The 24,675-nt window shown below is 59.0% G+C and carries 24 protein-coding genes and 1 riboswitch; of the genes, 9 read left to right on the top strand and 15 right to left on the bottom strand.

Annotation, left to right across the window (positions count from 1 at the left end):
- Nucleotides 1-67 precede the first annotated feature (67 nt).
- Nucleotides 68-165, bottom strand: a riboswitch (cyclic di-GMP riboswitch).
- Between the two features lie 461 nt (nt 166-626).
- The 4 genes from PTZ19_RS13325 to PTZ19_RS13310 all read left to right on the top strand — a co-directional run bounded on the left by PTZ19_RS13325 (nt 627) and on the right by PTZ19_RS13310 (nt 2,983).
- A complete protein-coding gene (locus tag PTZ19_RS13325; RefSeq protein ID WP_276355182.1) occupies nt 627-1,463 on the top strand; it encodes a hypothetical protein in 837 nt (278 codons plus the stop codon).
- Between the two features lie 88 nt (nt 1,464-1,551).
- The gene (locus PTZ19_RS13320; protein ID WP_276355180.1) at nt 1,552-1,695 is read left to right on the top strand and encodes a hypothetical protein; all 144 of its coding nucleotides are present in this window, start codon (nt 1,552-1,554) and stop codon (nt 1,693-1,695) included.
- Between the two features lie 121 nt (nt 1,696-1,816).
- The gene (locus PTZ19_RS13315) at nt 1,817-2,368 is read left to right on the top strand and encodes a DUF421 domain-containing protein (protein WP_276355178.1); all 552 of its coding nucleotides are present in this window, start codon (nt 1,817-1,819) and stop codon (nt 2,366-2,368) included.
- A gap of 99 nt (nt 2,369-2,467) precedes the next feature.
- A complete protein-coding gene (locus PTZ19_RS13310) occupies nt 2,468-2,983 on the top strand; it encodes a C40 family peptidase (protein ID WP_276355175.1) in 516 nt (171 codons plus the stop codon).
- 52 nt (nt 2,984-3,035) lie between these two features.
- Here PTZ19_RS13310 and PTZ19_RS13305 read toward each other — a convergent pair whose 3' ends face one another.
- Nucleotides 3,036-4,052, bottom strand: coding sequence for an oxidoreductase (locus PTZ19_RS13305; RefSeq protein WP_276355173.1), 1,017 nt, complete (start codon nt 4,050-4,052; stop codon nt 3,036-3,038).
- A 96-nt stretch (nt 4,053-4,148) separates the two neighbouring features.
- Here PTZ19_RS13305 and PTZ19_RS13300 point away from each other — a divergent pair, with 96 nt between their 5' ends.
- The gene (locus tag PTZ19_RS13300) at nt 4,149-4,649 is read left to right on the top strand and encodes a L,D-transpeptidase (RefSeq protein ID WP_276355171.1); all 501 of its coding nucleotides are present in this window, start codon (nt 4,149-4,151) and stop codon (nt 4,647-4,649) included.
- A gap of 77 nt (nt 4,650-4,726) precedes the next feature.
- On the opposite strand, the gene PTZ19_RS13295 is transcribed toward PTZ19_RS13300, so the two are convergent.
- The 5 genes from PTZ19_RS13295 to PTZ19_RS13275 form a co-directional block, all read right to left on the bottom strand.
- Nucleotides 4,727-4,927 carry a cold-shock protein gene (locus tag PTZ19_RS13295; protein WP_276355166.1) on the bottom strand — a complete coding sequence of 67 codons (201 nt, stop codon included), beginning with the start codon at nt 4,925-4,927 and terminating at the stop codon, nt 4,727-4,729.
- Between the two features lie 268 nt (nt 4,928-5,195).
- Nucleotides 5,196-5,837, bottom strand: a complete 642-nt coding sequence (gene rnhA, locus PTZ19_RS13290) for a ribonuclease H (RefSeq protein WP_276355162.1) — start codon at nt 5,835-5,837, stop codon at nt 5,196-5,198.
- 62 nt (nt 5,838-5,899) lie between these two features.
- Nucleotides 5,900-7,057 (bottom strand): Ger(x)C family spore germination protein, encoded by a 1,158-nt coding sequence (locus tag PTZ19_RS13285; RefSeq protein WP_276355160.1) that lies wholly within the window; start codon nt 7,055-7,057, stop codon nt 5,900-5,902.
- A complete protein-coding gene (locus PTZ19_RS13280) occupies nt 7,044-8,135 on the bottom strand; it encodes a GerAB/ArcD/ProY family transporter (RefSeq protein WP_276355157.1) in 1,092 nt (363 codons plus the stop codon). Before PTZ19_RS13280 ends, PTZ19_RS13285 begins: the two co-directional genes overlap by 14 nt.
- Nucleotides 8,136-8,146: 11 nt before the next feature.
- A complete protein-coding gene (locus PTZ19_RS13275) occupies nt 8,147-9,649 on the bottom strand; it encodes a spore germination protein (protein WP_339329329.1) in 1,503 nt (500 codons plus the stop codon).
- 141 nt (nt 9,650-9,790) lie between these two features.
- Here PTZ19_RS13275 and PTZ19_RS13270 point away from each other — a divergent pair, with 141 nt between their 5' ends.
- Nucleotides 9,791-10,081, top strand: a complete 291-nt coding sequence (locus PTZ19_RS13270; RefSeq protein ID WP_276355155.1) for a hypothetical protein — start codon at nt 9,791-9,793, stop codon at nt 10,079-10,081.
- Between the two features lie 13 nt (nt 10,082-10,094).
- A complete protein-coding gene (locus PTZ19_RS13265) occupies nt 10,095-10,463 on the top strand; it encodes a spore coat protein (protein WP_422614998.1) in 369 nt (122 codons plus the stop codon).
- Between the two features lie 92 nt (nt 10,464-10,555).
- Here the strand turns inward: PTZ19_RS13265 and PTZ19_RS13260 are convergent, their stop codons facing one another.
- The 4 genes from PTZ19_RS13260 to PTZ19_RS13245 form a co-directional block, all read right to left on the bottom strand.
- Nucleotides 10,556-12,292, bottom strand: coding sequence for a methyl-accepting chemotaxis protein (locus PTZ19_RS13260; RefSeq protein WP_276355152.1), 1,737 nt, complete (start codon nt 12,290-12,292; stop codon nt 10,556-10,558).
- A gap of 223 nt (nt 12,293-12,515) precedes the next feature.
- On the bottom strand, nt 12,516-13,616 hold the full coding sequence (locus PTZ19_RS13255) for a mechanosensitive ion channel family protein (protein ID WP_276355149.1): 1,101 nt from the start codon (nt 13,614-13,616) through the stop codon (nt 12,516-12,518).
- Between the two features lie 778 nt (nt 13,617-14,394).
- Nucleotides 14,395-15,006: a glycerol-3-phosphate acyltransferase gene (locus PTZ19_RS13250; protein ID WP_276355145.1), complete on the bottom strand. Its 612-nt coding sequence runs from the start codon at nt 15,004-15,006 to the stop codon at nt 14,395-14,397.
- Between the two features lie 4 nt (nt 15,007-15,010).
- Nucleotides 15,011-16,108, bottom strand: coding sequence for a glycosyltransferase family 2 protein (locus PTZ19_RS13245; RefSeq protein WP_276355143.1), 1,098 nt, complete (start codon nt 16,106-16,108; stop codon nt 15,011-15,013).
- 357 nt (nt 16,109-16,465) lie between these two features.
- On the opposite strand from PTZ19_RS13245, the gene PTZ19_RS13240 reads away from it, so the two are divergent.
- Nucleotides 16,466-17,068, top strand: a complete 603-nt coding sequence (locus tag PTZ19_RS13240) for a sterol desaturase family protein (RefSeq protein ID WP_276355141.1) — start codon at nt 16,466-16,468, stop codon at nt 17,066-17,068.
- Nucleotides 17,069-17,071: 3 nt separating this feature from the next.
- Here the strand turns inward: PTZ19_RS13240 and PTZ19_RS13235 are convergent, their stop codons facing one another.
- From PTZ19_RS13235 to PTZ19_RS13215, 5 genes are all read right to left on the bottom strand, one after another.
- Entirely contained in the window at nt 17,072-18,451 is a 1,380-nt protein-coding gene (locus PTZ19_RS13235; RefSeq protein WP_276355139.1) for an MATE family efflux transporter, read from the bottom strand.
- Between the two features lie 437 nt (nt 18,452-18,888).
- On the bottom strand, nt 18,889-19,620 hold the full coding sequence (locus PTZ19_RS13230) for an SDR family NAD(P)-dependent oxidoreductase (RefSeq protein ID WP_276355137.1): 732 nt from the start codon (nt 19,618-19,620) through the stop codon (nt 18,889-18,891).
- Between the two features lie 32 nt (nt 19,621-19,652).
- Nucleotides 19,653-21,017: an MATE family efflux transporter gene (locus PTZ19_RS13225; protein ID WP_276355135.1), complete on the bottom strand. Its 1,365-nt coding sequence runs from the start codon at nt 21,015-21,017 to the stop codon at nt 19,653-19,655.
- A 34-nt stretch (nt 21,018-21,051) separates the two neighbouring features.
- Nucleotides 21,052-22,254 (bottom strand): ROK family protein, encoded by a 1,203-nt coding sequence (locus PTZ19_RS13220; protein WP_276355132.1) that lies wholly within the window; start codon nt 22,252-22,254, stop codon nt 21,052-21,054.
- A 351-nt stretch (nt 22,255-22,605) separates the two neighbouring features.
- Nucleotides 22,606-22,830 (bottom strand): cold-shock protein, encoded by a 225-nt coding sequence (locus PTZ19_RS13215; RefSeq protein ID WP_276355130.1) that lies wholly within the window; start codon nt 22,828-22,830, stop codon nt 22,606-22,608.
- A gap of 295 nt (nt 22,831-23,125) precedes the next feature.
- Here PTZ19_RS13215 and PTZ19_RS13210 point away from each other — a divergent pair, with 295 nt between their 5' ends.
- On the top strand, nt 23,126-24,661 hold the full coding sequence (locus PTZ19_RS13210) for an FTR1 family iron permease (RefSeq protein ID WP_276355127.1): 1,536 nt from the start codon (nt 23,126-23,128) through the stop codon (nt 24,659-24,661).
- Nucleotides 24,662-24,675 lie beyond the last annotated feature (14 nt).

The raw sequence follows: 24,675 nt of genomic DNA, 5'->3' as shown, positions 1-24,675 counted from the left end.
TCCGCGACTGCAGCCTGAGTTTCGGTTCTCCCGAAAGAAGGGCACAAAAAAAACTCCCCCAGGATCTTTCGGCAGCTGGCTGGCGTCCGCGCGGTCCGATGATCCGCGCGCTTAGCCCCTGTAGCTTTGCGTCGCCTGCTTTCGCAGGGTTTGCCTTTATCGAGATCCGGCGGAGCGGTCACGTTCGCCGGTTCGATGTGATTTCATCATAAAACGCGGAAGAATCTCCCCGAAATCCGTCGTTTCGATCAATTTTCCGAACATTCCGATATGTATGAATACCCGGGAAACGACCATGATGTTCCTAGTCCTTAGGGAGCATAAAATGAAGATTGGATTGATTGGGACCGCTTCTGATCGTGGGTAGATCCGACCAAACCATTCATTTATTTTGATAAAGCTGTTAAACGATTACATTTCATAGAGCGTATGGAAAATTCGAATCCGGATCCGGGATCCCCCGACCGGGGAACTACGCGTTGTTCGCTTGACAGACCGGATCGGCATGGGTTATATTGGACGAAAATGGAAACGCGCGTTCGGGAAGCACCCGTCGGATGAGGAACATTCCTCGCCAACGGGTGCTTTTTTTCTTTTGCGGCGCGTGTCAGACGAGGAGGATGAATATGAACGTTCGGAAGGGAATCCGCGGCCGGACCATTGCCGCCGCGCTTGCCGCAGCCATCGCGCTGTGGGCCGGGGCCGCGCTCCCGGCGGGAGCCGCCGCCGCTCCGGCATTGACCGCGACCCAGCAGAAAGCATTCGACGGGACGGTATCCTCGGCGGATGCGGCTCTTGCGGATAAGCTTAAGACGCAACACGCGGAATATCTGCGTTTGAAGACGCAAAGCCTGGACTGGGAGCAGAAGATCGCAGCGGCCCATAGCCGCAACGCGAAGAGCATGGAGAGCCTTCGGCAGCGGATCCGGCAGGTCGACGCGGCGAAGCTAGCGGCGATGAAGAAAGACGCCGAAGATACCCGCAAACGCCACCAGAAGCTGTTCGATCTTTATCAGAACGTAAACGCGCAGCTCAAGACGGCCAAGAAACTCAAAAGCAAATCGCTCGTCTCCGTCTTAAGCCTGCAGGCGGACGGCATGAAAATTCCGGTCCACTTGGCCCGGGAGGAAATCAAAGCCAAGAACTCGGCGTACGAATCCGCCCGCAAAGCCGCCCAAGGCAAAATGAAGAAACTGCGGAATTCGTTAGCCGCGGCGGATCCGGTCCTGGCCCAGATCCGGGCGTCGAAGAGCGCCCTGAGCGCGCCGAACGACGGCCGCCGAACCGTCTGGAACGCGTTCACGAAGTCGCTGGGCAAACGCGACGCGAAATCCGCCTGCGAATTCCTGGCTTCCGTCAATGCGTTGACCCGGCAAATCGTCGACCGGCAGCAAAAAATATACGCCCTCGAGGAGCGGGTTGCCGCCATCATCCGCGACACGGAAAAACAGCTGTCGGCCTAATTCTTCCCATTTGCATTTTCCAAACGGGTTCCGGGCCGAATCGGGCCATACTTTCTAAGCAGCCACTACTGCCATGGAGGTGACCACGATGTCGGGTCGCAACAACAAGCCGGACAACGACGGACCGGCTTCCGCCCCTTCCCGCCTGGATCAATTCGGCGGCGAAACGCAAGGCGTCCGCGCCCGCAAGCCGAAGAACGCGGACCGTTCCCCGGGACGGAATTCTTGTTGACGGCTTCGTCCGTTTTCGAAATCGGGCGGCAGCCCGAGTCAAACGCTCCTGCCCGATGAGGCCGGGGCGTTTTTTTGGGCATCCTGAAAAGGGTACATAACGGCAAAAGGGGAGTTTCGTATTGTCCATCTATTATGAGGCAGCAACCGTCATCGTTTTCGGATTCGCCGTTCTGCGGCTGGCCGGCAAAAAAGTGATGGCCGAAATGACGACGCTTGAGATGGTGACGGTGCTTTCGATCGGAACCGTCATCGGACATGCCGTCACCGAGAACGAGTTGTGGAAGACGCTCATCGTCATCGTGATTTTCGTCTCTATCCTGATCGTCTTCCAAATCCTGGCGCTGAAGTTCCCCTGGGTGGAGAAGGTGATCATCGGAAGGGCGACCTTGGTGATCCGCGACGGACGCATCGTCGAGCGAAACCTGAAGAAGCTCCGCATGACGATGGAGCAGCTAGAGCTGCGGCTTCGGCGGAACGGCATCTCCAATCTCTCGGATGTCCGGACGGCCACGATCGAAGTAGACGGACGGATCGGCTACGAGCTGGTCGAGTCGGCGCAGCCGTTAACCCGGGGACAAGCCGAGCAGCTTCTGGCGTTGCTTAAAGTGCGAACACCCCCCGCGGACGTCGATCACACGCTTTTCGAGCAGATCCGCAAGACCGATGGCTGAGTTTGGAAGATGAGAATCGGTTCAGATTCCACAATTGCGCCTATCGGACATGCTATAGTTTCTCCTGTGCTTAATAACCCATTTAACAGGAGGAATATCATGAATATTGCAAAACTTACAAAAAAAGCGATCGTCGCATCCGTTCTCGGATTGTCCTTGATTGCCGCGCAGCTGCTTGGGGCCGGCGCCCACACCGCGAACGCCGCAACCTCCGCAAGCGTTTCCGCTTCTTCGGCCAAAGCGACGAAAATCGTCAATTACGCGCTTTCCCTTCGGGGCAAAGTCAAATATAAATTCGGGGTCAATAACCCGAGCAAGTTGATCTTCGACTGCTCGTCCTTCACGAAGTACGTCTTCGGCAAGTACGGCGTACCCCTGAAATGGGGCACGAAATACCAAGCCAAGCAGGGACGTTACGTTTCCAAGAGCAACCTGAAGCCCGGCGACCTGATTTTCCTGAGCGTCTCCACGCCCGGTAAAATCAACCATGTCGGCATCTATATCGGCAACGGCAAATTCATCCACGACACGATCGGCGCGCACTGGAACGGCTTGCTCGTCAGCAAGCTGAGCGATTACTCCAAGCGGTATATCACGGCTCGGCGGGTTCTGTAATCCGAGTCTCCGAAGCGGACCTCCGGCTTACGCCGGGGGTCTTTCTTGCGTTTTACGGGAGCTCGATGACGTAACGTCCTCTCGATTCCCCTCTAAGCAAGGTATCCACGGCTTCAGGGACCCGTTCCAACGGGATGCGCTCGAGCAAGGATTCCAGCCCGTCCGGCTTCCAAGGCCCGGCCAGCCGTTCCCAAATCCGCACCCGCATATCCATCGGCGCCTGCACGGAGTCGATGCCGATCAGCCGGATTCCCCGAAGGATGAACGGAAAAACGCTCGTATTCAGCGCAATCCCCCCGGTCATCCCGCTGGCCGCGACGGCGCCGCCGTAACGCAAAGTACCCAGAACCGCCGCCAGCGTCCCCCCTCCCACGCAATCGACAGCACCGTTCCAGAGCTGCGCGCCGAGCGGGCGGTCCGCAGCCGGCATCCATTCCATGCGCGAAATCACCCTTGCCGCGCCTAACCGGAGCAGCAAATCCCGCATGTCCGCTTTGCCGCTTGACGCCGTGACTTCGTAACCCAGCTTGGCTAATATCGCGACCGCCGCGCTTCCTACGCCTCCGCTCGCTCCGGTGACCAGCACCGGCCCTTGATCCGGCTCAACGCCCGCCTGCCGCAGCGCGTCGACGGACAAGGCCGCGGTGAAACCGGCCGTCCCCAGCATCATGGCTTCCCGCGAACCAAGCCCAGGCGGAATGCGGACCGCCCAAGAAGAAGGGACACGGGCATAACGGCTGTATCCCCCGTAATGGCTGACGCCTAAGCCATAGCCGGTAACCAACACTTCGTCGCCGGCGCGGAACCGTTCGTCTCGGCTTTCCTCCACCGTGCCCGCCAAATCGATCCCCGGCACCATGGGATAAGCCCGCACGACATTTCCGTCCGGCCGAAACGCCAACGCGTCTTTATAGTTCACGCCGGAATAACGGACCCGGACCAGCAGCTCTCCGTCCGGAAGATCCTCGACGCGCAGCTGACGCAGTCCGAAACCGAACTGCCCTTCCGATTCCTCCACTCTCCATGCCGGGAACGTGTCGCCCCCGACAACGTTTGCCTCATACGCCATTTCGTTTCCCCACCTATTCGTCCTTTTTTCCTTTCGCCCTCATCGCCGCCGCTCTTCGCCGCATATACATGAGAATCGGCAAAGGAGGCGAAGGAAATGAACCGGATCTGGTTTCGCGTCCTGACGGCGCTTCTCTGTCTGCTCTTCGTCATCCCGGCTGCCGCGCAAGCGAAGTCGACGCAGCTCGCGGAGAAATACGCCAAATACGATCAATTTATCCTGATCGATAAGTCCTCCAACGTCCTCCAGTATTATGAGAAAGGGAAGTTGGTCAAATCCTTTTCCGTCGGGACGGGACGCAAAAAAACCTATACGCCGGAAGGTCTGTTCACGATCCGGGAAAAAATCAAAAACAGGCCGTATTACAAGGAGAAGATCAAGGGCGGGGATCCGAAAAATCCGCTCGGAGACCGTTGGCTCGGCCTGAAGGTCACGATTAACGGCAAAGTATCGTACGCCTACGGCATCCATGGCACCAACAACGAGAAGTCGATCGGGAAATACGTCTCGGCGGGATGCATCCGCATGCACAACAAGGACGTTCGTTGGCTGTACGACCGAATCGACGTAGGCACGGCCGTGCTTATCACGCATTAGGAACCGTTCGGCCTTCCAACGAAAAAAGGAACTGTCCGGCCTCGAAGGCTCGTGCAGTTCCTTTTCCCATTCCATGCTTACAGCTTTACGACATTCTCGGCTTGCGGGCCGCGGTTGCCTTGTACGACATTGAACTCGACGCGCTGGCCTTCGTCCAGGGAACGGAAGCCTTCGCCGGTAATCGCGCTGTAGTGTACGAATACGTCATTGCCGCCTTCGACTTCGATGAAGCCATAGCCTTTTTCGGCATTGAACCATTTCACGATTCCTTGTTGCATGATGGGTGCACCTCCTTTACCAAGTACCATGAGACCTTTTTATTTCGGGAGAAATAAAAAACTCACATATTGTACAAGGTTATTTGCCCAAAATTATAACCCTCTACAATATGCGAGTTCAGGTCAAAATTTTTGAAAGCAAAGTCATCGTACCATATTCGATTAGCAAAAGCAAATCCCGAGTGGAAACCAACCTCCGGCATCCGGCGCGGAAGTCGGTATCCCTATTATGTCCCGTTGCCGGCCAATCATGCGGACCCGCCCGAAATTATTTTCTCCCGTAATCCGCCTTGATTTCTCCCCACTCCGTCGTCTCCCATTTCAGCAGTTTGTTGTCGTAACGGTTGGCGCGCAGCCATTCGAGCGCCCGATCCACCAGCGTCCAGACCTCTTGGGTCGTCTCGTCCCGCGCGAGATTCGTCGCGACCTGTTTTTCCCTGACCCATTTGAGGGCGGTCCGGGAATCGCTGTATACGGTTTTGCTGCTGCCCTGCTTCTTCAGGTATGCCAGCGCGTGGACGATGGCCAGGAACTCTCCCAGGTTGTTGGTCCCCTTGCTGATCGGGCCGTAAGCGAACAGCACTTCTCCCGTGCGGGTGTCCACTCCCTTGTACTCGATCGGCCCCGGATTGCCGCGGGTCCCTACGTCTACCGAAATGCTGTCCAGATCGACCGCCCCCGCAGCCGCGGCCGGCGTACCGGCAGCCGTTTCCCGTTCCGCGGCTTTCCGCGCTTCGGAGAAGGTCCGCTTCCATCCGCCGCGGTAGGCTTTTTCCGCCTCGGCGCGGGTGCCGAACGACTTGTACTTGGCGCCGGCTACACCGTCCACCTGCGCCTTGCATGCCGTCCAGCTCTCATAGATGCCCGGGGTTTTGCCTTCCCAGACGACGTAATATTTGGATTGGGCCATGTTACCGCGAAACCTCCAACCGTCCATCGCTTTGTGGCCATTATTATACCATGGGAGAACCGTCACCGGAATTTTCCGAAGTTATTGATCTTCATCTTCACGTGAACGGTGATTTTGGCGCCGGCCCATTCCTCCCGCCAATTCATGTTTTTCCATGCCGCGTAGCCGATATGGTTCCGGACGGCGGTGCCCGCGCCGATCCCGTCCGCCCGGTTTTTCCGCATCAAGTCGATCAGGTTTTCGGCCCTGTCCTTCAAACTTTCCGCGATTAGCGCCTCCAGCTTCGCCCTCTGCCGGTCATCGCCGATCTTCAGTTCCCCCATGTACTCCAGAACCGACGCCTCGACATCCAGCGTGATGCGAACCGAGATACGGCCTGCCGCGTCCTTGCCGACTTTGAATTTCCGGTTGCTGGCCAGCGAGCTGAGCATGGCATGGCTGAGCCCTTTTCCCCCGTCCGGCGCCTCGATGTTGATCTCCCCGTTGCGGGTCTTCCCCCTCAGCATGTGGAGCAAGACACCGTCTTTCGAGTCGATCCGGGCAACGTACTTGTCATCCCGGAACAGAGCGATGCCGCTGATCTCCACGTTGTCCCCGGCATCCTTCAAGATGGGCATGACGGGGTCGAGGCCGTCGTCGAAGTAATCCCGTTCGAAATCGTACAACAGCACCCTCGGAATCCCCTGGTCCTGGATCTCCTTCTCCAATAGCCGGTCTATGTACCTCCCGACGCCGGGATGCTGCGGATAGTTCTTGTTGAGCATGTCCCCGGCTTCTCCGTCCACGATCGAAAGCTTCAGCCGGGGGGAGATGGTCGGGTCGCGGATCAAGGTATCGACGTACGGCCATAAGCCCTGCTTGGCGACGGAAATGCCGAACAGCGTGTTCCGGAGCTGTCCGCTGACCAGCTCCCAGTTGGTCTGCCGGGATTGGATCATCCGGGCCTCCTTGCTCGAGTGCGCCGTTGTCGTCAATACCTCGCCGGACGTCTGGCCGGACATCTGGACGTTCCCGGTCTGCCCGGAAGACGATTCGCCGGTTTGCGAATCGCCCTCCCCCGTGATTTTCGGAATGAAGGCCACCATCTTCAATTGCCCATCCGGCAACAGGTCGTAGCTGTTGATGTTGATGAAACCAAGCCGCTCCAGCACCCGCTGCTGTCCGCAACCGCACAGCGCCGCCAATGGCAGCAGCAGAAGCGCGAGTTTACGTGCTTTCAAGACCGGATTTCCCCTTTCTTCTCTGAAACGGCAAGACGGCCAGCAGGATGAGGGGAAAGCCGAACGACACGACGAACCCGGCATAACCGATCTCCCTCAACCACTCTTCCGTTTCCATCAGCGTGTCCGGAATCGCCGCGACGCCCGTCGCGGCGGCGATCAGAACGAAGCCCAACAGTTTCCGGTTCATTTTCGGAACGATGCGGAGGCCCGTCTCGACGGCGGACCAGTAATAGACGGCGACCGTGACGATATTGGCGAACAGGAAGAAGCCGTAGAACAAGTTCTCGATCCGTTCCATGAACGGAAACTTGACGGCGGCCAGCAGATCCAGCACGGGAAACAGCTTGTGCTTGAGCTGGTTGTAGTGGAACACTCCGAAGCAAATGATGCTGACGTACACATAGAGGAGGGTCAAGTATAGATTCGCCATGAAGGCCGCTTGGGTGAGCTTGGTTTTCTTGTCGCTGTACGGGAAGAGCACCAGACTGAGCTCATACCCCAGAAATGCCGGATACAAATTGAAAAACCCCTTGACATAGTCCGTTCCTTCCCGGAACAGGAACGGAGTCAGCCGGCTCCAACGGAAGTCCGAGAAAAAGAAGAGGAGCAGCAGCGTCATCCAAACCGTCAGGAACAAAAACACGATCGCCGCTTTGGAGATGCTGTAAATTCCTTTGCCGTACAAATAGTAAGCCAGCAGCCCCAAGACGATCATGAAAACCGACGAATGGATGGTCGGGAACGCCACCATTTTCAGGATATGGATGTATTCCTTCGCCGCCAGGCTGGCCATCATGGCCCATACGGCAACGACGGCGAAATAGACCGGAAACAGCAGCACGCGCGGGATCGTCCGCTCCAGGATGTCGTAGACCGATTTCCCTTGTCCCAGCTTATAGATGCCCGCGACCATCAAGATATTGAGCGTGGAAGCGGCAAAGCAAATAAGCAGCGCGGACCAACCGTTGGATCCGAAGTACTGGGCCTCCACCTGCGGAAACCGGAACAGCACGAGTCCCGCTTGCACGATGTAGAGCAGGATCAGGGCTTGGGTATACGAGAGCTTCTCCTGCATGCGGAGGTTCCCTACTTTCTCGTTTTCATCCGGACGGGATTCAGCGCTTCGGTCTGTTCCGGCCTCTCCTTCAGCATCTTGAAGGGCGCGCGGATGAAAGTGTCCTTCCAGTCTTTGAATTGCAGGGGCGCGAGCGGGGAGATGAAGGACGCGCCCAGGCTGGTCAACCCGCTTAAATGGATCACGACGAACGCGAGTCCGATGGCGAGACCGAAGTTCCCCCACAAACCGGCCAACAGGATCAACCCGAACCGGACCAGGCGGATGGACGCGCTCATGACGTAGCTGGGTATGACGAATGACGCGATGGCCGACGAGGCGACCGCGATGATCAGGATATTGCTCGTAAAGCCGGCTTGCACGGCCGCTTGCCCGATGACGATACCGCCGACGATGCCGATCGTCTGCCCGATTTTCGTCGGGAGCCGCGCTCCGGCTTCCCGCAGCAGTTCGATGGTCGTTTCCATGAGCAGCGCCTCGTAGACCGGCGGGAACGGAACGCGGCTGCGCGATTCCACGAAGGTCGGCAGCAGGTTGGCGGGAATCATTTCGTAATGATAGGTGGCCACCGCCACATACAGCGCCGTGAACGTAACGGTAATCCCGAAGGCGACGAACCGCAGCAGCCGGGTCCCGGTCCCCAGCAGCCAACGCTGGTAATAGTCGTCCGAGGAAGTGAAAAACTCGAATAACGAGGTCGGGGCGCTGAAGGCCGAAGGACTCCCGTCCATCATCCCGATCACGCGGCCCGAAACGAGCTTGGAAGCGATCGCGTCCGGCCGCTCCGAGGTGAGGAACTGCGGGAAAATGGACAGGGGCGAGTCGTCGATGTACTGGATCAGCATGCTGGTGTCCGTAATCGCGTCCACTTCGATTTGCCGGACGCGCTCGATGATCTTCTGCACGTAGATCGGATTGACGATCCCATCGATATACAACACGTAGACGTCGTTCTTGGCGACTTCGCCCACGGACAGCTTGACCACCTTGAGATGGGAGCTTCTCACGCGTTTCCGGATCAAGGAAAGGTTGGAACCTGCGTTCTCGTTGAACGCATCGTGAGGCCCCGTAATGACCGTCTCCGTCTCCGACTGGCCGATGGAGCGCTCCTTGGGACCTAGAACGTCGACGAGATACGGTTCGTCCCGGTAGAACAAGGCGGTCTGGCCTTTCAAAATGCCTTCGATCAACTGCTTTCGGTCGGTAACCGCCTGGAATTGCGTCTCGCGCAGCAGGCGCGGAACCTCTTCCCGGGTCACGCCGCGCAGCGGCCGGATGACGTCGCGGTCCAGCTTGTCCGGATCCGACAGGAAACTGAAATAGACGAGATGGACTTGGATTTCCGGAAAGGAACGATGCGTAAGATCGGCGCAATCCCGGAATTCGTCCAAGACATGCTGCATGGACAGAACGTCGGAGCTCCCCCGTTTTGCGGGCGTTCGAGACTGCGGGTGCCCGGATGGTTGGGCGATCCGGCCGCGCAGCGTCCGGAACAGGAACGTGAAGACATTCATGAGGAGCGCACACCGCCCTGTAGTGGGATCATTCCCATTATGGGTCAACCCCGGCGGTTGCAAACCTCTCCGAGTACGGATAGATCTTGCGGGAGGCGGCAACCCTAAACCCGAATAAGGCCGAGGAAGGAGACTTTTCCCATGCCCCAAACGCAAACCCCCGCCCCGCAGGCGCAGCAGGCCCCTTTGATGCAAACGCCGCCCCAGGTCATCACGGTCAAGGACTTCAATTATTTGAAGGACATGTTGTCCTGGGAGCTGCTGGCGATGAAAAAATGCAGCCATTTCGCGAAGGAATGTTCGGACACGGACATCCGGACGGAGATCGACAAAGCCGGGCAAATGCATCTGCGGCACTACAATTTGCTGCTCAAGCATTTGCAAAACGACAACAACGCGGCCATGAAGAGCGTTCCCCAGCAAGGTCAATGACAGGAGGTCCCGCATGAACATGAACCAGAACCCGTCCGGAAACCAACAGACGATCCAGAACCCGAAGCCCCCTTACGAGCCTCAGGTCAAAGGTCCGGAGATGAACGACCGCGACCGTCTGAACGATGTCCTGGCCATGGAGAAATATTTGACCGACAGCTTTAACACCGCAGCGCGCGAAGCGAGCCATGCCGCGCTGCACAACGATGTCATGACGGTATTGACCGAGACGCACCAATGCCAGTACAGCCTGTTCGAATGCATGTTCCGCAAAGGCCACTACAAGCTGGAGGCGGAGGAACAGACGAAGCTGAGCCAGGCTTGGCAGCAGTTCAGCGGTTATTCCAGCCAGTTTCCCTATCCGAACGCGACGTTGCAGTGATCGGGGTATCGGCGGGAAAAAGAGATCGCCTTTCATCCTGGCCCAGAGGGCGGGACGAAAGGCGATTTTTTGTCGGTTTATCCATTCGGCGTTCAAACGCGGAAGCGGCCGGCGGCCTGCTTCATCCGCTCCGCCGTCTCGCTCAGCTGCCGCGCGGACGAAGCGATCCCCTCGAAGGAAGCCAACTGCTCCTCGGCCGCGGCGGAAACGTTCTGCGCCGCTCCTGCGGTCCGGGCCGACGCCCGTTCCATCTCCGCCAGAGCCGCCGCGATTTCCTGTGCGCTCGCCGACATTTGCTCCGAAGCCGCGGACGCCTCTTCGACCTGCGTGACGACGCCGCGGGTCGCTTCCATGATCCGCTCGAACGCTTCGCCCGTCTCGCTGACGGCTGCCACGCCCGTCTCCACCTCGCGCTCGCCTTGGCCCATCGATTTCATGGAGGCTTCCAAGTCGCGGCGGATTTCGTCGATCAGCTCGGCGACCTTCTCCGCCGATTCGTTGGACCGTTCCGCCAGCTTCCGGACTTCGCCGGCTACCACGGCGAAACCTTTGCCGTGCTCCCCGGCGCGCGACGCTTCGATCGAAGCGTTCAGCGCCAGCAGGTTCGTCTGGTAGGAGATCCCTTTGAGCGTTTCCGCGATCGAACCGATTTGCTCGGAATGATTGCCCAACCGGCCGACGACTTGGCTCAAAACGCCGACCGTCTGACTGACGGCTGCCATCTGGGAGATCGATTGCCGGATCAACTCCCCGCCCCGTTCGGCTTCCTGCAAGGTGTTCAAGGATGCGTCATAGGCGGAGGTGGACGTAGCGGCGACCCGCTGAATGCCTAGCGCCATCTCTTCCATCGCTTTGGCCGTCTCTTCGATGCTTCCGGCCAGCCGTTCGTTGTGCTGAGCGACTTCGCCGATTGCGGCAGAGGTTTCGTTGACCGCCTGCACCGCGTCCGATGCGATCGCCGACAGGGAGCCGGAGGAAGAAGCGAGCTCGTCCGAACCGCGCAATTGGCTGCCGGCCAATTCCCTTAGACTGTCTCTCAGATGGTTGAACGCAACGGTCAGCCTGCCCAACTCGTCGTGCCGGTTCGCCGCGAGAGGTTCGCCGGTCAAATCCCCTTCGGCCATCTTGTCCGCGCTTTCGGCCATGCGGACCATGGGCTTGGCGAGCCGAAGCGCGAAAATCGTCAGGACGATTCCGCCCGCGGCCAGACAGATCGCCAGCGTCAGCAGGATGGTGGACAGGATGTGCCGCTGGCCGCCGTTATAATCCTGCATATAGGAGCCGGCCGCCACGATCCAGCCCCAGTCGGGATCCTTCTCGGCATATGCGACCTTCAGCGCTTCCTTATCCGAATTCGGCAGCGGCCAATCGTAATAGGTGAATCCGCCCCCCGCTTGCGCCGCCTTGATCATGTCCTGGATATAATACGTGCCGTCCGACGTTTTCTTGTCCCAGATGTTCTGCCCTTCAAGCAGCGGATGCGCGAGCAGATTGCCCTTCTCGTCCAGCACGAAAAAATAGCCGTTCTCGCCCAAGTCGATTTTCGGATTGATCGGCCTCGTGCCGTCGGTCTGCTTCTCCCCGAGCAGCGCGACCTTCAGGTCTTCCTCCGCCTGCTCCCGGGTCACCGTGCCGCCCTCGACGGCATGATTCAGCGACCCGATCATTTCCAAGGCCAGACGGACATTATTGCGCAAACCGTTTTCGATCAACTTGTTCGTTTCGCCTGCGGACACTTGGTACGACATCCAGCCGAGCGCAACGATCGGGATCACCAAAAGCACCGAACAAACGAGCAACAGCTTTTTGCGGATAGTCAACTTGAACATTCAGCCACGTCCCCTGGTTCGAATAGGATGGATTCAGCCGGTCAACGCGAATCTGGCAGGCATATTTTTCTAATAGACTACTGGCTGACGAATGGAAAATCAAATGAATCCGGCGGAATTCGACAGGACGCGTGGAAAAGTGTGACGGATTGGTGACGGGCGGGAAGCGGAAGCGCTTTCCGGGGAGAAAGAAACCGCCGCAAGCGCGGAGAAACCCCGGCTTTCAATCCGCCAGGGTTTCACCGTGCGTCGAGCTTTCGGGCTGGCTTCCGCCGCTTACGTAGACGTTGCTGCCCAGGGTCAGCCGGACGCCTTCTTCCTCGAATACGTTCAAGATCGCGAGGTTGACCGACTGGCGCACCGCTAGATGCTCCGACCACGCCGTCGTTTTCGTGAAAAAGTAGAAGAAGATGCCCAATCCGTTGTCCCGGAACTCGTTGAACTTGACCATGATCGTCTCGGGATCCACGTCCCCGTTCCGCCGCAAATCGTCCTCGATCCGCCCGATGGCGCGGGCCAGCCGCCGGGGGTCCGAATCCGGCGCCGCGCTGAGGGAGAAGGAGATCCTTCGCTTGCCCATCCGGCTCCAGTTCGTAATCGGCTGATCCGCCAGCGACGCGTTCGGCACGGTGACGACGGCGTCCGCGAACGTCCGGATTTTGGAGCTGCGGAACGTAATGTCTTCCACGACGCCTTCCACCGTGGGCGTCATGATCCAATCTCCTTTGGAGAACGGCTTTTCCAAAATGAGCACGATGCCTCCCAGGATGTTGCTTAGCGAATCCTTCGCCGCCAGCGCCACGGCTAGGCTGCCCAAGCCCATGCCCGCGACCAGCCCGTTAATGCTGAATCCCCACTCCGAACCGACCGCCGTGACGGTCAGCAATACGATAATGAACCGAAGCACCTTGGACAGGAACAGGATCAGCATGCTGGAGTCGTCCAACCCGAACTTGCGGCCGAGCCCTTCGAGAATCGCCGAGGACGCGGAGGAGAGATTGTATGCGCCCCAACCGATCAGGAGGATCAGCACGCTCCGGCAAATCCGGTCCCAGACGCCCAGATACGTCCAGTCTCCCGACGCGAAGAAGTGTACCGCGAAATAAGCCCCAAGCAGGATGAACCCGGCGCGAAGCGGCGCTTCGAACCCTTGCATCCCCTTCGCCCATCCTTCCCGCTCCCGGAAACGGACCAAGAGGAAGGTGACCAGATATTTGGCGAAAACCTTGCGAAGGATGAGAAAGAATACGAGTATGCCGGCGGCAATCAGGAACTCCGTCCACCGGAACCGGTCCCATGCTTCCATAAACCGTTCGATGCCCATTTGATGCCTCCATCTTAAAAGTTGCCTATGACTAACAATTCTATCACAATGAACAGATTGTATGTTTAACAAAAAGAACCTCTTTCCCGCGCTGCGGGAATCGAGGTTCAAGGTCTGCCGTGCCGCCTTCGACGGCATGATGGAATGGCTCGATCATTTCCAAGGCCTGGCTGATACGTTGTTGCGCAGGCTGTCCTCGATGAGTTTGCTTGTCTCGCGGCGGTTGGACGGCGGGCAATGCAAATAGTGGATGTGGTACACTATTTCGGCGGTTGGACGGCGGGAGTTGCAAAATAGTGGATGTGGTACGCTATTTCGGCGGTTGGACGGCGGGAGTTGCACAATAGTGGAAGTGGTACGCAATTTCGGCGGTTGGACGGCGGGAGTTGCACAATAGTGGAAGTGGTACGCAATTTCGGCGGTTGGACGGCGGGAGTTGCAATATAGTGGATGTGGTACGCTATTTCGGCGGTTGGACGGCGGGAGTTGCAAAATAGTGGAAGTGGTACGCAATTTCGGCGGTTGGACGGCGGGAGTTGCAAAATAGTGGATGTGGTACGCTATTTCGGCGGTTGGACCGAGGGAGTTTCCTAATAGTGGAAGTGGTACGCAATTTCGGCGGGTGGACGGCGGGAGTTGCCAAATAGTGGATGTGGTCCGCGCGTACGGCGGTTGGACGGCGGGAGTTGCAAAATAGTGGATGTGGTACGCTATTACGGCGGTTGGACGGCGGGAAATGTGTGCACTTTAAACAAAGCCCCGCCTAAAAGGCGAGGCCCTACATCGTGATATTGCGTTTTACGGCTGCGCTCCTCCACTCCCGCCAATGCGTATACGCCAGCAGCACAAAATTCCCGACCCAGAACAACAGAACTTCCGGCGCGAAGGTCCGGGCGACCAAGTAGAACGAGAGAACCATCATACCCGACACGACCTGAATGGCGTCCGCCTCCGAAGAAGCGAGCCTGCCGGTTCCCGTCAGCTTGCCGAGTCCTTTGAGCGCCGCCAAGATGACGGCGTAGGCAAGCGAAGCCTCGAATCCGGTAAGGGCGCTCCACACGCCGAAGGTGACGGCGATTCCCTTGCCTCCCTTAAAGCCGAGGAAAGGCGAGAAAGCATGCCCCGCTACCGGCGCAACGGCGACCGGCACCACCCCGATGCCGGATGCTTCTCCGAAATGGAGGAACAGCCACACCGGCGCATAACCCTTCAGAAAATCCAGCACGATGCCGGCCAACCCCCAGCGGAAACCGGCCGCTTTCCATAGGTTGACGCCCCCGGGGTTGCCGTCGCCGACCGCCCGGATATTATGCCGGGTCAGCAGGCCGAGCCAATAGGAGAACATGAGGGAGCCCGACAGCAGCGCCAAGGCGGTCCACGCGATCACCATGCGGCTACCGTCCCCCTACTTTGATGTTTCGGCCCTTCCAGGTCACTTGCCCCACGACGGTCACCCGGTAAAGCGAATACAGCATCACGAAAACGAAAAACAGGCCGGACAGCACGTGCAGCGGCACGATCGCGAATCCGAAACGTCCCGTATATTTCACGAAATAAAAGATTTGCAGCATGTACAATAAATACCCGATCGCCAGCGGCGCGATCCACGGGGTTCCCCAGAGGAAGGCGGCAGATTCGGCCACGAGCAGCCCGACCAGCCAGATCGCCGTCAACGCGATCGTCCCCGGAGTCAGCGCGGCCGTGCTCAGAACGGCTCCTTTGCCGAAACCCTGGATTTCGCTGCGGATGCCCTGCTCGTACATGCGGAACGAGACGAAGCCGCACCCGAGGTAATTCGTGACGGGGATGCCGGCCTCCCGATATCGCGCGCCGAGATTCAGGTCGTCCAGCACCTCGGACCGGATGCCTTCATGGCCCCGGACTTTCTCGTAATCTTCCCTCGAGGTTACGATGCAGGAGCCGTACAGCCCTTTTTTCGGATTGCGTCTCTCGAACGGGGAAGCGAATGCGAAAATGCCGAGAATGTTCGTGATCAAAGCGAGCCGCTCGTGCCACTTCTCCGTGACATGGTAGGGCACGACGGAGATGACGCCTCCCGCCCGTTCGCGCGCTTTCACGAGCGCCTCCAAAGCGCCGGGAGACAAGCGGATGTCCGCGTCCAAAAACGCGATCAAATCCCCGGTCGCATGCGCGTATCCGTTCCACAACGCCCAGTTTTTGCCCGTCCAGCCCGGCGGGAGTTCCGCGTTCGCGATGACGGATACCCCGAAGCTTTCCGCCGTCTCCCGCGTCCGGTCGGACGAAAAATCGTCCACCACGATCACTTCGAACGGCTGGAACGTTTGATCCCGAAGCGATTGCAGCAAATGAGGCAAATTCCGTTCTTCATCCCTCGCGGGAATGATGACCGACAGCTTTGCGGCAGGCGGCGGCGAGCCGGCGTCCGTTGCCGGAATCGTCACCCTCCTGAACAACGCCAAACCCGAAATCAAGCCCAATACCGTCAGCGGCAAGATCCAGACCCAGACCATGAAGCTCCTCCTCGTCGGCGGATAGGGTGGAACATGCTTCCAATTCCATTGTAGCAGAACTCCGCAAGTCCGACTCCCTTTCTTTGCCCCGTGCCTCGAAATTGAAAGCCGCCCGAGTCGATCGGGCGGCCAGCGAGTAATCCGGCGAACGGAGCATTCTTGTCGTTCTTTTTCCCTGCCTCCTCCAACAGCCGTCGATAGCTGAGCTTGTCGTTCTCCGCCCAATTGCCGATTTGGGCAAACCCCGTGGTCAACTCCGCGAAATACATAAATCCATTTCTTCCAATTTCGCGTATAATAGAAGTAACCATTCCTATGCTTTGATCGATAATATCGCCATTATCGGAGGTCATCGCCATGGGTTTCTACAAAGAGTTCTATTCGAACGGCATGATTCGTTTCGTAACGGGGGTATTCGCGGCGAGCGCGGCGGCAGCCGCCTGCTTCTATGATGGCTGGCTGACCTGGGTCGCGGCGGCGGCAGGCGTCGTGTTGTTCGCGCTCTTCGAATACGCCGTGCACCGCTATTTGCTGCACCAGTTCCCGCGGATCGCCCCGGCTATGTACGCGGGCCATGAGGCCCACCATCAGGATCCGAACGACATCAAGCACCTGTTCGGGCCGGTCCATTACGATATCATCGGATACGTTCTCGTTTTCGGCGTCTTGCTGGCGGCAAGCGGAAGTCTGCCGATCACTTGCGCGGCCGTGGCGGGCATTTCCTTGATGCAGCTGTATTACCAATGGATGCATTACGCTTCCCACCGCCCCGTCAAGCTGCGGACCCCGTGGAGCAAATGGATGAAAAAAAAGCACCTGCTCCATCACCATATGGACGACCATGCGTGGTACGGCGTTTCCAACCCGGTCTTGGACTATTTCATGGGCACGTGGAAGCCGATCCGCAGAACGCTGCGGAAAGATAACCCCCCCTCTTCGCGGCCGCCTCATTCCCTCTGACGGTCAATCGACCAGCCTGTGCCGGTACCACTTCTCGCCGCGGTATCGGCGCAGGAAGATCAGGCCGCGCACGCCCCACTCGCAGTTCATCGCGATCCATACGCCCAACAAACCGACGTGGAGCACGATGGCCAGAATATACCCGAGCACGACCCGGAACAGCCACATCGACAGCATGGAGACAATGGAAGTATATTTGGAATCGCCAGCGGCCCGCAGGGCCGACGGCAGAATAAAACTGATCGACCAGAGCGGAATCTGGGCGATCGCGTTGATCAGCAGAATCCAATAGATATCGTCATAGATTTCGGCCGGCGGTTGGAAAAGGTCGACCAAAGGCTTGGACAGCGGCAGCAGGATCAGCGCCGTCAAGGTGAGCGCCAGGGATGACAGCCACACGAACGAACGGGTGAATTTGCGGGCGTCCGCGATGTTGCGGCTCCCGACGCACTGGCCGACCACCGTGACCGCGGTCAGCGACAACGCGCCCGAAGGAATTTGGTAGACGCTAGCCAGCGTGTTGCACACGGCGTTGGCCGCGAGCGCGTAGGTGCCCAAGCTGACGATGAACACTTGCGTCAGCATTTTGCCGCCGTTGAAGAACATTTGCTCCGCGGCGAAGGGCAGGCCGATGAACAGGATTTTCCGCAGCATCGCCAAGTTGAAATGAAGCAAATCCCGCATCCTGACTTTCAACTCCGCGCTCGTTTTCACCAGATAGACGAGCGCGCAGACGGCCGCCGCGTATCGGGATACGTTGGCCGAGATGGACAAGCCAAGTACGCCTTGATGAAGCAGAAGGATCAGCACCGCGTTCAACAACAGGTAGGACAGGTTCATGATCATCGACAGCGCCAGCGAAGCCCGGCTTCTCCCGACGCCCCGCAATACCCCGCACACCGCCTGCACGATGGCGATCCCCGCATAGGATACGCCGCTTCCGATCAGATACGTCTGGGCTTCCGCCATGACGTCCGGGGAAGCCGATCCGAACAGCGCGCGCAGCAGCGGATGATAGAACGACACCACGAGCGCGCCGATGAGCACCGCCAGCAAGGTCACCGAAGATACGGCACTGGCGGCCGCGCGGGATACCATCTTGCCGTTGCCGCTCCCCTTGTACTGCGCGACGACCACCGTTCCTCCGGTCGCGACGGCGACGAACACGTTGATCAGGAAAATGTTCAGCGAATCGATCATGCTCACCGCGCTGACGGCCGCCACGCCGGAAGAGCTGACCATCGCCGTGTTCAGCAGGTTGAAGCCGGTCAGGAAGGCCTGATCCACCAGGATGGGGATGAACAGCGAGACCATTTGCCGGTAATCCATCGACGCGCCGGTAAAGTGCTTCTCCAGAACGGCTTGAATCCGATTGTTCCTCATGTTGGCAACATCCTCCGGAGAAGGGAATCGTCGCTCTAGTCGCAACGCTATCCTTTCTATTGTACATGAATAAATGTCAAAAGGGCGTCCTAAACCCAGCCCTTTGCAAAGTTCGTCAGGGCGATATCCGGGCGTTGCCGGCTTAACTACTCAGCCCCGGCCCGGCGCCTCCATTAAGCCTGTCTCNACCCAGCCCTTTGCAAAGTTCGTCAGGGCGATATCCGGGCGTTGCCGGCTTAACTACTCAGCCCCGGCCCGGCGCCTCCATTAAGCCTGTCTCGTTAAGAAAGAAAGTTTCTTAATTCCTCTCTAAACACGGGGTTCAACCGACTGTCGGTAATATATATGTTCGGTTCCATAAGTATAAATTCCGATATATGGACAAAGACGGTTCCCGCAACGGAGGCATTCCGCCCCGCTTCGGGAACCGTCTTCGGTTACCAGGCCATTTCTTCTCCCTTGTAATCTACGAAAAGCGGATGGGCCCTCTCGGTGCCGTCTTCCGAATGACGATGGATCACGGCAGCGATCTGCGAGGCCGCTTCCTCCGCCGTCAGATCCCCTTCCTCGCTGAGCTCTCCGCCCATGTACGTCTTCATCCAGCCCGGATGCACGACCAGCACTTTGCCGCCGCGGCGGCGCAGCTCGTTGTGCAGGATGTTGGATTGGACGTTCAGAGCGGATTTGGACATGCAATAGCCGTACCATCCTTCGCGCCAAGCCTGGCCCACTTGGCCGGCCTCCGAGGAGATGTTCACGACCAGTTTCGTCTCCCCGTTCATCAGAAGCCCGGACAAAGCCTGGACCATGCGCAGGGGACCCAGCGCGTTAACGGCGTACATGCGCTGGATCTGCCCGTAATCGATCTCGCCGAAAACGGATGACGTCTTGTCCGACTCGGCGATGATGCCCGCGTTGTTGATCAGGATGTCCAGCCGCCCGGCTTCGGACGCGATTCGCCCGGCCGCTTCGCGGACGCTCTCTTCGCTCGAGATGTCCAGGCGCACGATCCTAATCCGCGACGGCCATTCGTCGGACAGCTTGCCCAGCGCCTCCCACTGCGGCATATATTGTCCGGCGTACACCGTATATCCCCTTTGGAGCATCTCCACGGTCAGCGCATGCCCCAAACCCCGGTCCGCTCCCGTGACGCAAGCGACTTTGCTCAACGTTCATCCCTCCGAGTCCGATACTGGTTTGATCAACCGCCGATACTCCCCGACGCGGCACGGCTGGCCGCCGGGCGATCCCGCCGCATGAATTTGCGCTGCAGCCACCTCCGGTTGGCGAGCGCGGCGCGAATGGCTTCGTCGGCGATCATGGCGGCGTATACGCCGTAGATCAGCCAACCGAAGGCGATCCCGAAAACGTACGTCCCGACGACGGACACGCCCCATTGGACCGGCACGCTGATCATCATGACGTACCGGCTGTCGCCTACCGCGTTGAGCGAGTTGCCGATCGGCATGTTGGCCATTTTCAGCGGCTGCAAGAGCAGATCGCAGAGGATGACGCCGACCCCGAGGCGGATAATGTCCGGATTATCCGTGAACATCGAGAGCACGGGCTTTCCGAAGCCGTATAGCAGGAGAACGTTCGCGATTACGATGATCTCGCCCCACAACAGCGCGCGCAAGGCGCTTTTGAAAGCTTTGTCGTGTTCGCCCGCCCCGTAATGAGCCGCCACCTGGATTTGCACGGCCAACGCGATCGCCCAGCCCAGCGTGAAGCAGAACGACTCCATCGTATTCAAGTACGTGCGCACGGCCAGCTGCTCGGCGCCCATGGAGGCGACCATGGAGAAGATCACGAGCTGCGAGAAAGTCCATGACGCGCTGCTGACGGCCATCGGAACCCCGACGCGGGCGACTTCCTTCAGCAAGGGCATGTCGAATCGGAAGTAATCGCGCCGACCGATAGGCGTCGAGAACGACCTCCGGAATATCCAGAACAGCGCCGCGCAGGCGATGATCCGGCTGGCTAGCGTGGAGATCGCGACGCCCGTCAGTCCCAGCTTCGGAATGCCGAACGCTCCGAAAATGAAAACGTAATTTCCGACCAGGTGGATCGCGTTCATTCCCAACGCCACCAGCATCGGCGCCCGGGTGTTCCCGGTGCTGCGGATCACGGTGCCGAGCGCCATGACGGCGCCGATCCAGAGCGTGCCGCCTCCGACGATTCCGATATACTGCGAAGCCATGCCCTGCAGCCGATCCGGCGTTTGCAGCAGCTCCGCGAAAAAGCCGGATCCCGCCGATAGAGCCGCGCTGGCGGCGATTCCGATCCCGGCGATCAGCACGACGCACATCGCCGCGACGCTTTTGGCGTCTTTCTCCCTTCCCGCCCCAAGGCTCCGGGATATGACGATGCCCGCGCCTCCGCTCACGAGCGCGAACAACATGATGACCGCCTGGAAAAACTGGTTGGACAATCCGACGACCGCCACCGCATCGTCGGATATGCGGCTGACCATCAACGTGTCGGCGGTGCCGATCATAAACTGAAGGAACAATTCGATCATGATGGGCCATGCCAGGCGAAACAAGGAAAGCTCCTTCGGATTCATCGCGTGTCGTAAAGTCTCCATTCCATGGGCATTTTCAATCTGCCGTACGTTCTTTCCACATCATCAGGGCGGCACCCGCGGCGACGGCGTCCTCGCGCAGCTCCCCCTTGGAAAAGACCGGTTCGTAAGCCGGATAATAATAGATATGCTTGCGCGCGATTTCGATGGCCGTCTCCCAAAAGCCGGAGTGGGAGTACGTCAAGGCGCCTCCTAAAATGACGACTTCCGGATGCAGCAGATTGATCATGTTCGCCAAGCCGATCCCGAGATACGACGCCGCCTGCCGGAACATCTCGACCGCGGCCGGCACCTCCTGCCGGAGCGCCTGAAGCAGGTCGTCGTAACGGATCCGGTCCGGCGCCGCCGCCCGGAACAGCTCCTTCCACGGACCGCTGCCCATCTTGGCTTGGGACGACGCCTGCTTCTCCAGCGCCTGTACGGAAGCGAACGCCTCGAGCGCGCCGAAATTCCCGCTTTCCTGCAGGCGGGGGCCGCCCACCTGGACGATCATTTGCCCGACCGCGCCTTCCATATCGATCGAGCCGTGGATGATTTGGCCGCGGGACATCATGGCGGACCGCAGGCCGACCCCGGCATGGACGTACAGCATGTGCTGCGGATTCGACTTTCGCATCGCCCAATGTTCGCCCATGAGCGCCGTGTTCGCTCCGTTCTCGAGACGCGCCGGGAATCCGGTCGCCTCTTCGATCATCCGGCAGACGGGCACGTGGGACCAGCCCTGCGCCGGGAAGTGCAGCGGCTGCAGGATCGTGCCCGCCTCGCGGTCCAGCGGTCCTACGGCGCCGATGCCGACCCCGAATACTTGGCCGGGATCGATCTTATGGTCGAATAGGATGGCTTTCATGCTGGCGTCCACATGCCGGACGAGCCGTTCCGGCGTCATCGATTCGTCCATGCGCCACCGGGTGAACGACATCGGATTCATGCGCGAATCGAAAAAGCCGAGCGAGGAATGGAGCCGGGAGATTTCGAGTCCGAAGTAATACCCGTAACCCGGATTGATTTCATAGAGAATCGGCCGACGGCCGCCGCTGGAAGGTCCCAGTCCCGAGGCCAAGATCAGCTTCTCCGACGCCATTTCCTCGAGCATCCGGGTCAACGTGCTGCTGGTTACGGCAAAACGGCCGAGCAGCTCCGCCTTGGAGACGATGCCGGACTCGGCGATAAAGGAATAGATTCGCTCCTTGGAGCTGGGCAAACGGTTGGTCCGATTCATGTCAGGGCATTCCTCACCGATCCGTCAAACGCGGAATAATGGGTTGATTTCATTATACCGGAACGGAAAGCCGATGGGGTCACCGCCGTATCGAATTTGAGGTTAATTCCATAATGAAATAAAGCTGATTCTATGATAGCCATTCGAAGTCGGTCAACGCCGCGCACGACGGATCACGCTTGGTTGGGGCCGCCGTGACGGGGGCAACCCCCCGTTCCCGCGGTCCCCGCGGACGGAGAAGGACCGTCCCGGCTCGTCCGGACGGCTCCTCTCCCGACCCCGCTCGCGCGGGCGGCGCAGTCGATTCCGCCAACGCGCCGATGCCCCGTCCCGCGAACCGGGCATCGGCTCCTACGCTCTGACCAATCCGGGGTTTCCGGATTTTTTGTTCGAATTGATCAATTGCGGGAGCATCCGGAATCCGCTGGTCATGTCCGACTGGCACAATGGACAGATCGGCTCGCTGGAAAACGTGAAATTGTCCCGGATCCAGCCTTTGCACTCCGGATTGACGCACGACCATACCAAAGTTTCCTCCAAGGGCAGCTCTTCCACCGGCTTGCCGCGATAAGGCATGTTCATTCCTCCGTTTCATCGGGAGTTTGGCGGAATCGAATTCCCACCGCTTCGAATCCTCTCCGCGCGCATCGGACAGACGGCGCCGAGGGTTTTATTGTTGGGATTTCTGCATCTTTCCATACATTTCGTGCCGCGGTGCCCATTCGCTCATCGGGATTTCTCGCGAATCTCGCCAACGCCGCGCTTTTCGCTATTGACACCCGGAATTCATTTCCCCTATAATTCTTGCTGTAAATGATAATCATTATCAATTGTTTTCCACACGTATAAATGAGATCCTGGGGGGAACGGAATGACGATCGCGGGTTGGCCGAACCAGCGGGTACTCCTGACGGCGATATGCACCATGATACTGATCTTCGCCCTTGCGGCCGTCCCCGGATTCGCTTCGGCTGCCGGCAGCGGCACGGACGGAGCCGATACCCGTACCGCCGTTTCCTACGCGGGTACCGTGATCGACAGCTTGAAGGCCGGCAACGCGGACCAGGCGGCCCAATCGTTCAGCTCCTTGAAAGCTTGGTGGAACGCGAACAAGAAGACGGTCAAGCAAAATTCGTTGGACATGTCGCTGGAGATCGACCGGCAGATCGCCAACCTGTCGCTGGATTTCCTGAACCGGGATACCGGGAAAGCGGCGGATGACGCCGAAGCGCTCAGGTTTTCGCTGCAAGCCTATGCGGACGGCGCATACACCGGCAACGACGGGAAGCAGAAGATGACGCTTTCCTCGTACGTAATGAAGCTCCGCCAAGCGGCCGATAAGATGCAAAACGGCGACTGGGATGCGGCGCAGAGCGAAGTCAAGCTGCTCCAGCGGCAATGGCTTTCCGTCGAAGGAGACGTCGTCAGCCGGTCCCAAACCGCGTACAACAACGCGGAGCGGGATCTGGTCTTGATGGACGCCTATTTGGCCAGCCCGGCCAAGCGCTCCCAAGCGCTGCCCGTTGCGGAACGGATGACCGAATCGCTCTCCGCCCTGCTGAATGCGGGGTACTCGTGGTGGGATGCCGCCCTGATTCCGCTTCGGGAAGGGATCGAGGCGTTGCTCGTCGTCGGCACGCTGCTCATGTTCGCGAGGAAATCGGATTCCCGGGCGGCCAAGCGTTGGGTCGTCGGCGGATCGGCGGCAGGAATTCTCCTCTGCGTCGCGGTCGGCTTCGCGGTCGCGATGCTGCTGTCGGCCGGCACTTTCGGGCAAAGCAACTCGCTCATCAACGGCTGGACGGGCGTGCTCGCCAGTCTGCTGCTGCTTTACGTCAGCTACTGGCTTCATCGGAACGCGGACATCAAGCGCTGGAACCAGTTTCTGAAGTCGAAGAGCGTCCAAGCCATGACCAGCGGAAGAATGGTTTCGCTCGGGCTGCTCGCCTTCTTCGCGATCGTCCGCGAAGGATTCGAAACGGTCATTTTCCTGATCGGCATGGCCGGCAAGATGCCGGCGGGCGAGCTGGCGGGCGGGATCGCCGCCGGCTTCGGCATTCTGGCCGTCGTCGCATTCGCCATGATCAAGCTGGGCACGCGGCTGCCGGTACGGCCCGTGTTCCTCGTGTCCAGCGCGGTCGTCTTCTATCTCTGCTTCAAATTCATGGGCTCCGGCATTCACAGCCTGCAGATGGCCGGAATCATTCCGTCCGCGGTCCATGACTACTTGCCGGAGTGGAGCGCTTTGAGCCTGTACCCTTCCTGGTACAGCACGCTCCCGCAAGCCTTGTTCGCCGCGGCCGCGGCAACCGTCTTGATCTATCAAAGAATATCGGCCGGAAACAAAAGAAAACGCCAAAGCGAGCCTTCCATGGAGCTTTTGGCGACGAAAACGCAAGTACGATAATGGGGGAAACGGAC

Origin of the sequence: Cohnella caldifontis, from assembly GCF_029360585.1 — a bacterium.
Lineage (GTDB): Bacteria > Bacillota > Bacilli > Paenibacillales > Paenibacillaceae > Cohnella > Cohnella caldifontis.
The sequence above is the reverse complement of the archived record's forward strand: the minus strand, read 5'-3'. Positions and strand labels throughout refer to the sequence as shown.

Bases quoted from the DNA above. Each gene is read 5' to 3' on its own strand.
- PTZ19_RS13325 (WP_276355182.1), top strand. From the start codon at position 627: ATGAACGTTCGGAAGGGAATCCGCGGCCGGACCATTGCCGCCGCGCTT.
- PTZ19_RS13320 (WP_276355180.1), top strand. From the start codon at position 1,552: ATGTCGGGTCGCAACAACAAGCCGGACAACGACGGACCGGCTTCCGCC.
- PTZ19_RS13310 (WP_276355175.1), top strand. From the start codon at position 2,468: ATGAATATTGCAAAACTTACAAAAAAAGCGATCGTCGCATCCGTTCTC.
- PTZ19_RS13305 (WP_276355173.1), bottom strand. From the start codon at position 4,052: ATGGCGTATGAGGCAAACGTTGTCGGGGGCGACACGTTCCCGGCATGG.
- PTZ19_RS13300 (WP_276355171.1), top strand. From the start codon at position 4,149: ATGAACCGGATCTGGTTTCGCGTCCTGACGGCGCTTCTCTGTCTGCTC.
- PTZ19_RS13295 (WP_276355166.1), bottom strand. From the start codon at position 4,927: ATGCAACAAGGAATCGTGAAATGGTTCAATGCCGAAAAAGGCTATGGC.
- rnhA (WP_276355162.1), bottom strand. From the start codon at position 5,837: ATGGCCCAATCCAAATATTACGTCGTCTGGGAAGGCAAAACCCCGGGC.
- PTZ19_RS13280 (WP_276355157.1), bottom strand. From the start codon at position 8,135: ATGCAGGAGAAGCTCTCGTATACCCAAGCCCTGATCCTGCTCTACATC.
- PTZ19_RS13275 (WP_339329329.1), bottom strand. From the start codon at position 9,649: ATGAATGTCTTCACGTTCCTGTTCCGGACGCTGCGCGGCCGGATCGCC.
- PTZ19_RS13270 (WP_276355155.1), top strand. From the start codon at position 9,791: ATGCCCCAAACGCAAACCCCCGCCCCGCAGGCGCAGCAGGCCCCTTTG.
- PTZ19_RS13265 (WP_422614998.1), top strand. From the start codon at position 10,095: ATGAACATGAACCAGAACCCGTCCGGAAACCAACAGACGATCCAGAAC.
- PTZ19_RS13260 (WP_276355152.1), bottom strand. From the start codon at position 12,292: ATGTTCAAGTTGACTATCCGCAAAAAGCTGTTGCTCGTTTGTTCGGTG.
- PTZ19_RS13255 (WP_276355149.1), bottom strand. From the start codon at position 13,616: ATGGGCATCGAACGGTTTATGGAAGCATGGGACCGGTTCCGGTGGACG.
- PTZ19_RS13250 (WP_276355145.1), bottom strand. From the start codon at position 15,006: ATGGTGATCGCGTGGACCGCCTTGGCGCTGCTGTCGGGCTCCCTCATG.
- PTZ19_RS13245 (WP_276355143.1), bottom strand. From the start codon at position 16,108: ATGGTCTGGGTCTGGATCTTGCCGCTGACGGTATTGGGCTTGATTTCG.
- PTZ19_RS13240 (WP_276355141.1), top strand. From the start codon at position 16,466: ATGGGTTTCTACAAAGAGTTCTATTCGAACGGCATGATTCGTTTCGTA.
- PTZ19_RS13235 (WP_276355139.1), bottom strand. From the start codon at position 18,451: ATGAGGAACAATCGGATTCAAGCCGTTCTGGAGAAGCACTTTACCGGC.
- PTZ19_RS13225 (WP_276355135.1), bottom strand. From the start codon at position 21,017: ATGAATCCGAAGGAGCTTTCCTTGTTTCGCCTGGCATGGCCCATCATG.
- PTZ19_RS13220 (WP_276355132.1), bottom strand. From the start codon at position 22,254: ATGAATCGGACCAACCGTTTGCCCAGCTCCAAGGAGCGAATCTATTCC.
- PTZ19_RS13215 (WP_276355130.1), bottom strand. From the start codon at position 22,830: ATGCCTTATCGCGGCAAGCCGGTGGAAGAGCTGCCCTTGGAGGAAACT.
- PTZ19_RS13210 (WP_276355127.1), top strand. From the start codon at position 23,126: ATGACGATCGCGGGTTGGCCGAACCAGCGGGTACTCCTGACGGCGATA.